This window comes from Vibrio sp. 1CM23M (genome assembly GCF_023161755.1).
In the GTDB taxonomy this organism is placed as follows: Bacteria; Pseudomonadota; Gammaproteobacteria; order Enterobacterales; family Vibrionaceae; genus Vibrio; species Vibrio coralliirubri.
The window spans coordinates 532,193-545,597 of sequence record NZ_JALNTR010000002.1 but is presented as its reverse complement, the minus strand read 5'-3'; the positions used below and the strand labels follow the sequence as shown (position 1 = coordinate 545,597).

Below are 13,405 nucleotides of genomic sequence, written 5' to 3'. Positions count from 1 at the left end.
CAGTGTATTTTCGCAGCGTACTTTTTCGCAGCGTACTCCTCAATGTTTCGGTAACAGTTCACATCGAAAAACAATTAACGCTATAGTCGTTAATAGATAGTCTCTAAGGTTTTAATCGCTTAATGCAGAATCCTATTAATATCAGTAATTCAAACAACCTTGCTCCCTTCTTAGCTTACTTTGAACAAAAGGGGATTGAGTGGCGAAAAATTGCGGCTGAATACGACTTCCCTGAAGATATTGAAGACCAAGAGTATTGGTTGTCTTCTCATCAAGCGATGGCTTTTCTTGGTGCAATGGTCAAACAAACCAATAAGAATGTTGGGTTTGACGTGGGGCGGTTAATCACGCTTGACCAAATCTCGCCTGAGTTAGTTTCTGAGTTCTCGGGATGTGAAAACTTAGAACATGCACTTCATCATTTGCTTGAAATGATGCCGACGTTAAACAACTACATGATGGTTTGGGTCGATAAAATTGATGGCAAGTGGTACTTGTGTCACCGAGGCTCATACCATCCTTCGTTACCCGGCTATGACCAAGCAGAATGGTTTCGAACCTTTGCTTATATTTCGCTGTGTCGCATGTTCTTGGGTAATCATTGGGAGCCTAACTCGGTGTTTATGAGTTTTCCTGACCACTTGGCGAGAGATGTTACCGATGCTGAGAATCTAGAAGCGTTCCGTTTCGATCATGCGTTTGGTGCCATTGAAGTGCCGTTGTCAGCGGATTTTGTCCCAGTAGATAAACTAATAGACAGTGATTGGTTGACGGTAATTAATGCACTGGTACAAACCTACGCGGTTCTACCGTGGTTTAACATTCAATGGCTTGCCTCATTGATTGGAACTTCGTCGCGTTCTCTACAAAGGCAGTTCACTGATCATGGTTGTACATTTAGGGGGTTGCGAGATGAGGCTCGTTGTCAGGTGGCGAAGCGGTTGCTTAAAGCCAACACATCACCTTTCGAGACAGCATGGCGATGTGGCTATACCGACTTATCTAACTTTAACCGAGCATTTAAAGGGTGGTTGGGAAAAACGCCGGCGCAATATCAAAAGCAAACCAGCTAGTTTAGATATGTTTTAACGGATAAACAAAAAGCCAGCCCGGTCTAAATGTAGTTTGGACGGGGCTGGCTTTAGTTTGATTTAATCTACTTTTGACTTAATCTAACTTTGAGTTGTTATCTAATCTCTAACGTTCGATTGACCTTACTTCTTAGTGTCGCGACGTATAGCTTGTCCTGGGGCTGCACTTGTTACAAGTTCACCATCTTGAACCACAAACTGACCGTTAACTAACACGGTATCAATGCCTGTAGAAATCGCAGCCGGTACTTGGTATGTCGCTTTGTTCGCTACTGTTTTTGGGTCAAAGATAACGATGTCTGCGTCCATACCCACTTGGATACGGCCTTTTTTCTCCATTTGAGGAACGAAGCCATCAAGCACAGTTGCAGGCATGTAACTCATTTTGCGAATCGCTTCTTCCATAGAAAGCAAACCACGCTCTCTTACGTACGTACCTAAGATCTTAGTGAACGTACCGCTCGATCTAGGGTGTGCAAATGCCTCGCTTGGAATTGGCCACTCATCACCATCGTAATAGCTTACCTTGCCATCTTCGATCAACATCCAAGGCATAGAGTCTGATTCAATCAACACATTGGGATGGATGATCGACTTATCCAGTGCAGACAACTCACTTGGTACCGCTTCATCTAAGAAGTGCCAGTTAATGATTGAGCCCGGTTGTTCTTTCTGTGCTTTGAGAAGCTCTTCGTTATTTAGGCGTTCGGTACCCATTTGGATACTTTCTTCTTGATAGCCTAAACGTTCTTTCCATTCTGGCCCGCTAAACATCGCCGCGCCAACCACCGTACTTGCTGCTCCCCATGGGTAAGCGCCGGCTGTAACATGGAAACCGTTCTCTGTTGCTTCATCGAACAGTTCTAATGTGGCGTCAATATCGCGCAGTGAGGTACTGTTGATGTGGTTGATGTGCATCTTTGCGCCAGTCAGTGCAGAGTTCGCAATCAGCTCTTGAATAGCCTCAAAGCTGCTTCCTGGTTCCATCATGCTGGCGTAACGAACGTGCGTGTAAGTCGCAACGTCGCGCTCTGCTGCAAGTTTAGAAAGGGCATAATACTCTTTTTGACCATAGCCAGGCGCATAACCCGCATTGATACCAATCCCGATTGCACCTTCGTCTAAGCCTTGTTCAACGTATGCCATGATCTTTTCTAGCTGCTCTGGTGTCGCGATTTTCTGCTTCCAGTTATCGAGCCCTTGCATGCTTTGAAAGTACTGCAAATTGGCTTGTGGCTCACTGTCGGTGAACGTTGCGATACGAGCAAATGTCCACGCTGCTGATGCACCATAGTTAATCGGCAGGTTCTTTTCTGCCTGTCCTTTGTACCAGTCACCGATAGGCAAAATCCCCGATTCTAATTCAAGGGCAGTGGTCACACCTTGTTGTGCCTGCATACGATAGCCAGCAATGTTTTGACCATGGTGATGGAGGTCGATGAAACCTGGAGAGACAATGTGATCGTTCGCATCAATGATGGTTTTACCCGTGATTGAATCTTTAGTGATCGCTTCAATGGTACCTTTGTTGATACCAATATTTCGTACATCGCTCAAACCTGTCTCTGGGTCGATAACATGGCCACCTTGAATGACAACGTCGTAGCTTTCTGCGTAAACATTAGCTGCTGACGCAATTAAGACTATGGGTAACGCAACAGAGCGAATGGATGATTTCATGACTGCTTTCCTATTGAAAATAAATACGTTATTGAAAGTTGGCGAATTACTAAGGGTAATTGACTTTATGCGCCGCCATTGAGTAACCCGTACTGATCACTTCGGTTCCATCAATGAATGAGATAGGTAGATCTTGTTCAAAGGTGGCGATATCTCCCGACACCATAACGACTCTGTAAAGATCCTGAAGTGGGAACCCTTCATCAATATCGACAATAATGGTCTGATTTGCCGGCGGAGGCGGGGTATGGATACACGCGCCTGCTATGGGTACCAAAAGAAACTTCGTCGTTAACATGCCGTCCATTTCAAGCGGAACAACAAAGCCCGGAATAGTCACATCGTTCAGTTCGAGGTCGGTGTTGACCGTTGTTAAACGAATGTGTTCTACCGCCAGTGCTTCTTCTCTCAGTACCAGTAATTCATCAGCGTCATAACCAGATTCACTTAATGCGAGCTTGCTTGCTTCGTATTGCTCTGTCTCTTCAGAGTTCATCTCGCGCTTAAGGCTTGTTTTCTGATAGTTCAAAACGGCAAATAGGTTAGAGACTTGATCTTGATTCAACGCGGGTAGCGCGACTTCTTTTGTTGGCGGCGGAATCAGGTCTTCCCACATCACCATGGTTGACGACATAGCACTAAAGCTAAGCAGTAAACCTGGTAACAGAGTCGTAAAGAGTGAACTAAATCGAAATAGCATCTGATGGATTCTCCAGCGTTGTCGTAAGGTCGTTCGCGATGTCTCAGCTATTCGCTATCAACTTAAACGAATAGTAAGTATCGAAGCTTGGTCAAATCCTATTGATTTGCTCTCCGTAATTCGTACTGTGAATAATAGCAACCACTGAAAATACAGATAGGTCACTTTGCGCCAAGAGTGGATGGGCATTCTGATAGGGAGGAAAAGGGCTCATTGAAGAATAAAAGGGCGTAATAAATGAAGAGCCCTGATGCGCTTTTAACTAGAAAGAGCATCAGGGCTTGTTTACATTTGAACAGGAATTGAGACTGATTGACGTTCGTTCGTTCGCTAGCTAATGTTCTGACATGCCGTAAACAAGGCTGTCATTGGCACTTGCATGATCGATAAAATCGGTATTCGCGCGCTGTTCGTGTTGGTCGTAGCCATCGAAGTAACAGTCGCCAATTTCATTGCGCGGGCAAACGTGAATGTGGTCTTTGATGACCAGTTCGGTAGAACAACATGGGCAGTGTTTTACATGTCCAGTGAGTACCGTAGATCGATTTGGTTTCATACATCCTCCTGATAGGCACTGTAATCTGATTGCCTATTTGCACCCTAAGTTACGCAAATTAGTGTGTCGTTATGATTTCATTTTTAAGTCAATGAAAAACGATTCAGAAAGTGAATGCTTAGAGACTAATGCAGATGAATGACTGAGAGAATGTAAGATGAATCAAGCCCAGAGCAGACGCAAAGGGCTTGGTATGACAGATGACACTTTCTATGACGTTATTGCTGTATTGGGGTAATCGTTAGCTGAGCGCTGTTATAACCCAGCTTTGCTAGAGCCGCACGATCGAAGTCAGTCAGAACCTTGATGTCACCCGCATAGTAGATTGTGTAATCGCCTGAAGGTGTCATGGCGTTAAATGAATCAATAGAGTGCTCGCTACCAATATCGATCATTCCTGAATATTGTGACTCCGCACTAAATTGGCCTGAAACATAGGTGTAGAAAGGACGCACACTGGCACCTGCGGCGTACTGCATGCTACTCAGTCCATTGGTGTTGATTGCCCAGCTCCAATCCCACCATTTCATCTCTCCAGGAATATAGCGGTGATCCCATTGGTAACGAATATTGGCTTGATCTTCGCTGGTGGTTCCCATAGTAAAGGTGTGTGAGACAGTCGGGCGGTTTGTTGGATGTGAGTTTAGCGCATTGCCACTATAACGGAGGAAACCTGTGAAGTTCACGTCGTAACTCATGCTCGTTTTGATACGGTATGGGTATGAAATGGTAGAGCGCAAGAACTCAACCTGAAAGGGAAGTACTGAGTTCGCTGGTACTGTGATGATGGCTTGTAGGTCAGTCGGCTCAAAGCGAGAGCCATTATTGGTATCAGAGAAGCGCTGGCCTTCTTCTAGCGCGACTCTTACCTCTGTTTTTCCAACTTGTGGCCAGTGAAAGGTCTCATCAATGACGACTGAATCAGCAAGGTCGAAGTGTTGTGTTTTACTCCATTGTGTGGATTGCTCAAAATGAAGGTCGACGACGATTTGTTTAGGTTGAGCGCTATCATTGATTGCATAAGCCGAGACGGTTTCAATCAGCTCTTGGTCGGTCTCTGTTATAGAGCCGTGTAAAAACGATGTGTTATTGAGCGTGTAAGCGAAGTTATCAACAGTGATGATTGTCTTCTCATTACATCGATCACCGGCACAGCTTCCATCGTTATTGCCCTTAATCTCCCAACCATTGTTTAGCGGTTTTATTGCCATATCTTGGCCGACATAACGCGCGTTATCGCCTCCAACCCAAGCGTACCCCAGGTTATGGGCCAAGTAACTCAGTGGTCTAATAAAGTTTGTGTTGTCGCTGACTAAGGCGCGTTGAACATCAAGGTTATTGTTCGTTTCGATGGCTTGCGGTTCGTAGTAAGGGAGACCGGCGTCTGGGTTATTGGGGTAGCACCAAGTATTGTCGCTGGGTTGTCCTTGTTTGATGAGCCCATGGTAGCCAGACCCCATGATCACCCAGTCATTTTTAAGGCCAGCAATGTCCCACACATTCATACGAGAGATAAGTGCTGTGTTGTGCTCTTGTGCTTCGGTATGTGTAAGTGGGCGATAGTCGGAACGGCAAACATCTTCCCCAAGCTTGTCTAAGACAATTTGGTCTGAGTATATTTTTGAATGAGCCGTCAAAGGTATTAACGATAGGGCAGTGCTAAATAGAATAGTTTTACTGACGTTAAGCATGAATAAGTTCCTAAGTGCCATTATTTGGCAAATTTTATTTAATTCGATTTATTAGTTTTATGGGTATTGATTTAAAGCCGAGGGACTCTAGCGGTGTGTACTTTGTCATATAAAACAATGCCAAAAATACTGAAATGAATTGAAAATAAATACTTATAGATATCAGGAGGTTGTACTGATCAACTTGTTGTTTGATAAAGACTTATCTTGATGACTTCAATTAGTTTCAACAATCCAATCTATAGTGATTAATTGTTGAACGTTTCTGTTTTTGAATCCTCGCTATTTGGTATGTTGGCTTGGAAAATTTAGGCCAGCAAGATGGACTAGAGAGGTTTATTGCTTAAAGGAGGGGGAAGTACTGAGTAAGCCAAATAAGGAGGGATGTTGTGATAAGCAAGATCAAAAAATGCAGCCAACAACCGTTCGATTGCTGCTGCATTTTGAATTGTTCGAGTTAACTTAATTGGTAGAGATTAAGCATCACCTGGCTTTTCGCGTTTGCTGTTCCACCCCATAAAGTTGTAAATGTTGTAACGAGCAAAGCCAATCTGCTCATGCAGAGCAAAATCTGTGACCGCAAAGTTGTACCACAATGGCAACCATGAAATTTGAGCAGCCATATAGTCGGCTCTTACTGGAATAACATTCAAGCCGAAGTGGTTGAAGTAGAGTTCACTACGACGAATATGCAGGCCAGATGAAACCAACACAATGTTGTCGAATTTATGATGCTTCATTAGGTCACTAGTGAGCTGTGCATTCTTCCAAGTGTTGACGCTATTTGGCTCTTGAATGGTGTCACCCATCGGAACGCCAAGTCTGAGCAATTGTTGTTGATAAACTTCTGCTTCGGTAACACCGTTATTTTGTGCATCGCCACCACTGATGATCACTTTGCATGTGGTTTGGGCTTTGGCGCAATCTTTATATTGGCTGGCTGTTTCACTGATTCGGCCAAAAGAGAAAAAGGCTGGCTCGAACTCTTGCGTGCTTTTAATTAACTGCGTTCCCGCACCCAGAAGAACAATAGCGTTATTGTCAGACCATTGGATGTCAGGCTTACTTTCGTAATCGGCTTGTAGGTCGTTCAGTAAATAACGAGGAATTAAGCCTGAACCAATCAACACAAATGACGATATAAGAACAAGAGATAAAAACAGAGAGGTTTTTCGCCACTGAAGTAAACGTGTAAAGCCTACGAATAGCAGAAGAAGTAATAATATAATAAAGCTCATGAGGATCCTGTTATCGAACTGGTGCCAAGATGATGTGACATACTGAAGCGGTGCATCATATATCAGTTATGTTAATCATTCATAGGTAACTCATTGTATTATTGAACAAATGCACGATTTCTTTCTATTAAACACAATCATCGATGAGAGCATTCGCAAAATAGCTTTATTATTGTTCGATAATCCCATTCTAAATATAGGTCTATAAGCCAAGAGCGGTATATATACCTTATTTCGTGTTATTTAGTTTATCTGTTCCTCGGCTTCTCATTTTTTCAAATCGTTAGATCAGCTCTCATATTCTTAAACTAACAAATCTTCAAGCTCTTAAATGATCAAGCTCTTAAGTTTTCAACCTCTTAAATTATCAAAGTAAGCTTGAACAAATTTAACGAACACTTGGTGTTTCTTTGCCGGATAAATAACTTGCGGATAGAAAAGGTAAATACTGTTGCCTTGTTGCAGACATTCATCAGGCAGCACTCGCTCTAATTCTCCAAGCTCGACCTCTTTTGCGACGTAATAACTTGCAATACGGATGATGCCACTGCCTGCCATAGCTTGTTGTTTGAGCAAGTGGTTGTCATTGCTTGAAAGCCAACCGGACACATCAATATTTGCCGATTTTAAAGGCCACTCGGTTTGGTGCAGCGTTGCTAAGCATTGATGGTCATTTAAGTCGTTGGCATTGTTGGGGCGGCCAAACTGATCAAGATAGCCGGGAGTCGCGACTAAATCATGCTGATAGCTAATCAAGTGTTTCGCCACCATGTTGTCAGGTGGCGTATTAGTGGCACGAAACGCAATATCGATATCATCTTGGTTGAGATTAAAGTTGGTGTAGCTACTGTTTATCTCGAAGCGGATTTCTGGATAGTGTTGCCTAAACTGTTGGCAGATATCGAATAGATATACCTCAGTAAACATCTTTGGCGCGGTGAGGCGTAATAGACCTTTTACGATGTCATGTTGCTCTGAAACGCTGCGTTCAAGCTGTAAGACTTGAGAGCGAATCGTTAAGCCTTGTTGTAACGCACGTTCGCCTTCTTGGGTTAAACGAACACTGCGCGTGGTTCTGACCAAAAGCGGGCACTGTAAATCGTTCTCTAAACGTTTGATCTGCTCAGAAAGGTAGCTCTTAGAGATACCGAGCTTTTCGGCTGCCTTGGTAAAGTTGAGTTGCTGAGCAAGTTCTACAAACAGGATCAGTCGTTCTATTCTTTTGTGTTCGTTCATTCGCGCATTCCTACCAATCTATTGTTCGTCATATCAAACAATCATTTCGTAACTAGCATATTCTGTTTTTTAAAAAGAACAATATGATAGAGGCATATTTCTGGTCAGCAAATCTTCTAAGTGAGAATCGATATGACGAACAGCATTGGATCTACAAATAAAACGAATGCCCAAAAGAGTATTCCATTATCAAATTATCTGCCGAATGTTGGGCAAGTTGCCTATGGCTGCATGGGATTAGGTGGTGGCTGGAATGATAGTCCAGTGACGAGTGCGGATGTTGCTCAAACACGAAGCGTAATCGACACCGCACTAGAATCGGGCATTAACTTATTCGACCATGCGGATATCTATACCTTCAGCAAAGCTGAGCAAGCCTTTGGTCAAGCATTACAACAAGCGCCTGAACTGCGAGAGCAGATGTTCATTCAATCTAAGTGTGGGATTCGTTTTGAAGGCGAGGGCAATGTTGGTCGTTATGATTTCTCGGCTGATTGGGTAGGCCAATCGGTAGACGGTATTCTCGACCGTTTGAACACTGAGAAGCTTGATGTGTTGTTATTGCATCGCCCTGACCCTTTGATGGAACTCGATGAGCTAGCAAGAACGTTAGAGAACATAAAAACGCAAGGTAAGGTCGATTTCTTTGGTGTGTCGAACATGAACAGCCATCAAATTCAGTATCTGCAATCTGCGCTAGGGCAACCTATCGTCGCGAATCAAGTTGAGATGAGCTTGGCCAAACTGGATTGGTTGAACGATGGGGTGATGATTAACTCGCAAGGGCACCATCAATCAGACTTCGCCGCAGGCACGCTAGAGCATTGCCAAATGAATAACATCCAACTGCAAGCTTGGGGTTGTTTGGCACAAGGCCGATTTGCTGAGCAAGGTTTGTATTCAGAACACGAGAACGTGAAAAAGACAGCGCACTATGTGGCTCAGTTAGCGAACCAATATGACGTAGAAAGTGAAGCGATTGTGTTAGCATTTTTGCTTCGTCACCCTGCTCGTATCCAACCTGTAATTGGCACCACAAATCTAGAGCGAATCAAAGCTTCGGCAATCGCGACTCAGATAAACCTGTCGCGTGAAGAGTGGTACAACCTATACGTGTACTCACGTGGTCAAGCACTGCCGTAAGGAATGAGTATGTTGAATCAAAAGATCGCACAACAATTGGTGTCTAACGCTCTCGACATTGCTGAGCATAATCAACAAGCAATCGCAGTGAGCGTGTGTGATACGCACGGTGAATTACTGGCGTTTATTCGCATGGATAATGTGAGTGTTCAAGCCGGATTGTTAGCACAGAACAAAGCTTATACGTCTGCAAGAGACAGACAGCCAAGTGGTAACTTAGGGGCTTGGGCGAGAGAAACCGGTAAAGACTTAAGTTACTGGACCGACGCTAAGATCACTGGTTTTAAAGGCGGTGTTCCCATTGAATTAAAGGGGCAGATGATTGGCGCTATTGGTATCAGCGGATTAAGTGAAGATGACGATGAAGCACTTGCCGAAAAAGTCATTCAACTTGTGTTCTAAGTGCCGTTGCTTGTGAAGTAATTGAAATTAGAAGTAACAGATAATAAAAAACCGATGCATGGGCATCGGTTTTTTTGTTTAACGAGATTCAAGTGCTTGAATCAATCGAACCCATTAAGCGTTCGCTTGTTCCAGATCTTGTTGCTTGTCTTTTTTACCCAATAGGCGGCTTGTGATCGTACCGGCTGTCATTGCACCAGATACGTTGAGCGCCGTACGTGCCATATCGATAAGTGGCTCGATAGAGATAAGCAGTGCTGCAATCGTTACAGGAAGACCCATAGCTGGAAGTACGATAAGTGCCGCGAACGTTGCACCGCCACCTACGCCAGCAATACCGAATGAGCTCACTGTGATAATAGCAATCAGAGACAGAATGAAGTTAATGTCCATTGGGTCGATGCCAACCGTAGGCGCAACCATTACCGCTAGCATTGCAGGGTAGATACCCGCACAACCGTTTTGACCAATCGTCGCACCGAAAGAGGCAGACAGGTTAGCAATCGCTGGTGGCACGTTTAGCTTAGTGATTTGAGCTTCAACGTTCAGTGGAATCGTTGCTGCAGAACTACGAGACGTGAAAGCGAACGTCAGTACAGGCCAGATCTTTTGGAAGTACTCTTTCGGGTTTACACCAACAAAAGAAACCAACACACCATGTACAACGAACATCAGTAGAATCGCAACGTAAGATGCAACGATGAAACCCAATAAGCTCAGGATGTCAGAAGCACTTGATGTTGCAACTACCTTCGCCATTAACGCTGCGATGCCGTATGGCGTTAGTGCCATGATCATCTTAACTAAGCGCATAACGATAGATTGTGCCGCTTCAACGAACGTACGGATTGGAGATTCTAGTTCTTCTTTCTCTGCCATCACTTTACGAGCAGCGATACCCGTTAGCACGCCAAAGATAACCACTGCGATGATAGAGGTAGAGCGAGCACCCGTTAGGTCTGCAAATGGGTTAGTCGGAATAAAACTAATCAGCATTTGTGGAATTGTTAGATCTGAAACGCTGCCGATGCGGCTTTCAAGTGTTGCGATACGTGCTGTTTCGCGAGCACCTTCTGTTAAACCTTCAGCAGATAAGCCGAATGCTTGAGTCACAACGATACCAACAATCGCAGAAATCGCGGTTGTTGCTAGCAGTACAGAAATGGTGATGCCAGAAATCTTGCCTAGTGAACCGCCTTTTTCAAGCTTCACTACCGCAGCAATCATTGAAACCAATACTAATGGCATGATCACCATTTTCAGTAGGCCAACATAGCCACGGCCAACAATGTTTACCCAATCAAGTGTTTCGTTGATGACCGGATTGCCTTCACCAAATAACAGCTGTAGACCAAGACCAAATGCGCTACCAAATACTAAACCGAGTAAAACGAGGCGAGAAAGTGTGTTTTCTTTTTTCTGCTGTCCGTAGAGAAAAAAGAGGATACCAGTGAATACCGCTAAGGCAGCGATAGCTGAAAATGACATTTGTTTTCCTTATGAATTTCTTTAAATCGATAGGGCGCTTAGATATATGGGCGCGAATACTGTTAGCTACAGTAGCGACCTGTAACAAAACGTAAAATAAGGAAAAGTAATTTATTAGAACGATTAGTAATATCCACTCAATAGGATGGGTGGATATTCAACATTGTGATGAATAGGTGAGCTTTTTAGCGATATTTTGCCAATAAATTGAGCATGTCACTTGACGAGTAAATTTCGATATTTTGGAAATTATTTTCGAATAACCGGAACAACATTGCTTTGGCTACGTCTTCCGACTGAATAGGGCGTAGGTTTTTGAACTTACCAAGCAAAAATGGAGACAGCAGAGGAAAGACACTTTGCAGGAGTTTTTCATCAGCTCTAGGTTCATCACGCTCACCCACCAGAGGCCCAGGGCGTGCGATGAAAAGCTGCTTGAAGCCAATACGTTTTAAATTTTGTTCCATTTGTCCTTTACAGCGAAGGTAGTGCGAATAGGAATCTGGTGAAGCGCCATAGCTAGAAACGACCGCTACGCGTTGAACCCCAAGAAACTTCATCGACTGTGCGACTTGGCTAACCAGTTCCACATCGATTTTGCGAAGCGCTTCTTTTGATCCTGCCTTTTTCTTAGTCGTACCTAAGCAGATAACGCCAAGTTTAGGCGTCGCATTCGTGTCATCCCAACTGGTAACTTGCAGGTCGCTGTGAATGAGTGTGTGGAGCTTGTTGGAATCAAACTGTGAATCTAACGCTCGGCGAGATAGGGCATAGATATGATCAACGGCGGGTTCATTGATGAGCAACTTCATCACATGATGACCAATTAACCCTGTTGCACCAGCCACAACAACCGATGTTTTGTCTCCAGCAATGCTCATTTTAATCCCTTATTCACTCCACAAGTGCTTGTTTAATATAAACAGTGTTTGAATTTTAAGCGAATAAAAGTTTGTTAAACGAGTGGTCAGTAGTATGTGGGGAGTCGCCTGTTAATGGAAAAAGAGATGATTTAGTTTGGCTCGACGCATAAGTACGGTCTGAAGCATAAGTACGGCGTTAAAAATAACAAAGCCCGCTGGGCGACGGGCTTTGTTACTTACTTTACTGCTTTCTAGGTGAAGGATAGTGGGATTTTCCTTACCTTTTTGCTGGTTTTCTTACTTGATTTATTTGGTTTTCTTTTACTTGAGTTTGGAATCATTACACCTCCTAAATCGTTGTTCTGTTTTGTCTTTCAATCGATTGTCTTTCTTTGTGTAGCGTTAGTGTTGTGGGCATTCACTGTATGGGTACTTATCAATGGAGAGATTAACAAGTACTTTAGATAAAGCATAAACGATGCCAAAATGTAAGTTATTGATAAATCTATTATCAGTATTATTTGTGTTTTAGGGTTCGTCAATTTGACTGTCAATTTGAGAAAAAACCAGTGTGATCTGTTTAAATTAAGAACACTCTCTGCGGTTTCTGCCACATAGCCATAGATACAGCCTTGCTTAACACGTAAACTGAGTCGTAATTCACATAGACCAAGGACGTGCTATGAACCTCAAGCTTGATACTCTTGCTCCCACTCAGATTTATCACCTGATGACACAAACCGTTGTTCCTCGCCCGATTGCGTGGGCATTGACGGAATCTTCTGACCAAGAGTACAACCTCGCGCCTTTCTCTTATTTCACGCCTGTTTCTAGTAATCCGCCGTTACTGATGTTATCGGTTGGGAAGAAGCCGTCCGGCGAAATCAAAGATACCACTCGTAATGCCCTAGAAACGGGTAAGCTAGTGATTCACATTGCTTCTTCAAGTTCTGCCGAAACCATGACGGCGACAGCAGCTACCCTTGAACATGGTGATTCGGAAGTCACCGCGAATAACATTGACCTGGTTGAGTTTGAAGGCTTCTCTTTACCGAGATTGAAAGAGTGCGCGGTCGCTTTTGGATGCACCTTGTACGAAGTAAAAGAGGTTGGAGAAGTGCCACAAAGCCTTATCTTTGCTCAAGTCGAAACCGTGTACATTTCCGAAGACGTGATCGACAAAGAGAGTGAACGTCTTAAGGTTGATGCGTTGGCCTTGGACCCACTGTCTCGACTTGGTGGCGGTGAATACGCGACGCTTTCCAATGTGTTCTCTGTCGCACGCCCTAAGTAACAATCCTTAAGTAGCAGTCCCTA

12 protein-coding genes are annotated in these 13,405 nt (G+C 43.9%); 4 read left to right on the top strand and 8 right to left on the bottom strand.

Going from position 1 to position 13,405, the window contains the following annotated elements:
• Positions 1–122 precede the first annotated feature (122 nt).
• Positions 123–1,073, top strand: coding sequence for an AraC family transcriptional regulator (locus tag MSG35_RS07805; RefSeq protein ID WP_248383602.1), 951 nt, complete (start codon positions 123–125; stop codon positions 1,071–1,073).
• A gap of 141 nt (positions 1,074–1,214) precedes the next feature.
• Here MSG35_RS07805 and MSG35_RS07800 read toward each other — a convergent pair whose 3' ends face one another.
• From MSG35_RS07800 to MSG35_RS07775, 6 genes are all read right to left on the bottom strand, one after another.
• The gene (locus tag MSG35_RS07800) at positions 1,215–2,771 is read right to left on the bottom strand and encodes an amidohydrolase family protein (protein ID WP_248383601.1); all 1,557 of its coding nucleotides are present in this window, start codon (positions 2,769–2,771) and stop codon (positions 1,215–1,217) included.
• A 49-nt stretch (positions 2,772–2,820) separates the two neighbouring features.
• Complete coding sequence (locus MSG35_RS07795) at positions 2,821–3,471, bottom strand: DUF3299 domain-containing protein (RefSeq protein ID WP_248383600.1); 651 nt, start codon at positions 3,469–3,471, stop codon at positions 2,821–2,823.
• A 334-nt stretch (positions 3,472–3,805) separates the two neighbouring features.
• Positions 3,806–4,027: a hypothetical protein gene (locus MSG35_RS07790; RefSeq protein WP_017059142.1), complete on the bottom strand. Its 222-nt coding sequence runs from the start codon at positions 4,025–4,027 to the stop codon at positions 3,806–3,808.
• A gap of 218 nt (positions 4,028–4,245) precedes the next feature.
• Positions 4,246–5,718: an aerolysin family beta-barrel pore-forming toxin gene (locus MSG35_RS07785; protein WP_248383599.1), complete on the bottom strand. Its 1,473-nt coding sequence runs from the start codon at positions 5,716–5,718 to the stop codon at positions 4,246–4,248.
• Positions 5,719–6,194: 476 nt separating this feature from the next.
• The gene (locus MSG35_RS07780) at positions 6,195–6,956 is read right to left on the bottom strand and encodes a YdcF family protein (protein ID WP_248383598.1); all 762 of its coding nucleotides are present in this window, start codon (positions 6,954–6,956) and stop codon (positions 6,195–6,197) included.
• 351 nt (positions 6,957–7,307) lie between these two features.
• Positions 7,308–8,192 carry a LysR family transcriptional regulator gene (locus MSG35_RS07775; protein WP_248383597.1) on the bottom strand — a complete coding sequence of 295 codons (885 nt, stop codon included), beginning with the start codon at positions 8,190–8,192 and terminating at the stop codon, positions 7,308–7,310.
• Between the two features lie 132 nt (positions 8,193–8,324).
• Here MSG35_RS07775 and MSG35_RS07770 point away from each other — a divergent pair, with 132 nt between their 5' ends.
• Together MSG35_RS07770 and MSG35_RS07765 are read left to right on the top strand one after the other, a co-directional pair.
• Positions 8,325–9,335 (top strand): aldo/keto reductase, encoded by a 1,011-nt coding sequence (locus tag MSG35_RS07770; RefSeq protein WP_248383596.1) that lies wholly within the window; start codon positions 8,325–8,327, stop codon positions 9,333–9,335.
• A 9-nt stretch (positions 9,336–9,344) separates the two neighbouring features.
• The gene (locus MSG35_RS07765; protein WP_248383595.1) at positions 9,345–9,737 is read left to right on the top strand and encodes a heme-binding protein; all 393 of its coding nucleotides are present in this window, start codon (positions 9,345–9,347) and stop codon (positions 9,735–9,737) included.
• A gap of 114 nt (positions 9,738–9,851) precedes the next feature.
• On the opposite strand, the gene MSG35_RS07760 is transcribed toward MSG35_RS07765, so the two are convergent.
• Entirely contained in the window at positions 9,852–11,225 is a 1,374-nt protein-coding gene (locus tag MSG35_RS07760) for an L-cystine transporter (protein ID WP_048611859.1), read from the bottom strand.
• 185 nt (positions 11,226–11,410) lie between these two features.
• Positions 11,411–12,106 carry an NAD-dependent epimerase/dehydratase family protein gene (locus MSG35_RS07755; RefSeq protein ID WP_248383594.1) on the bottom strand — a complete coding sequence of 232 codons (696 nt, stop codon included), beginning with the start codon at positions 12,104–12,106 and terminating at the stop codon, positions 11,411–11,413.
• Between the two features lie 664 nt (positions 12,107–12,770).
• Here MSG35_RS07755 and MSG35_RS07750 point away from each other — a divergent pair.
• On the top strand, positions 12,771–13,382 hold the full coding sequence (locus tag MSG35_RS07750) for a flavin reductase family protein (protein WP_052878273.1): 612 nt from the start codon (positions 12,771–12,773) through the stop codon (positions 13,380–13,382).
• The last annotated feature ends 23 nt before the right edge of the window (positions 13,383–13,405 follow it).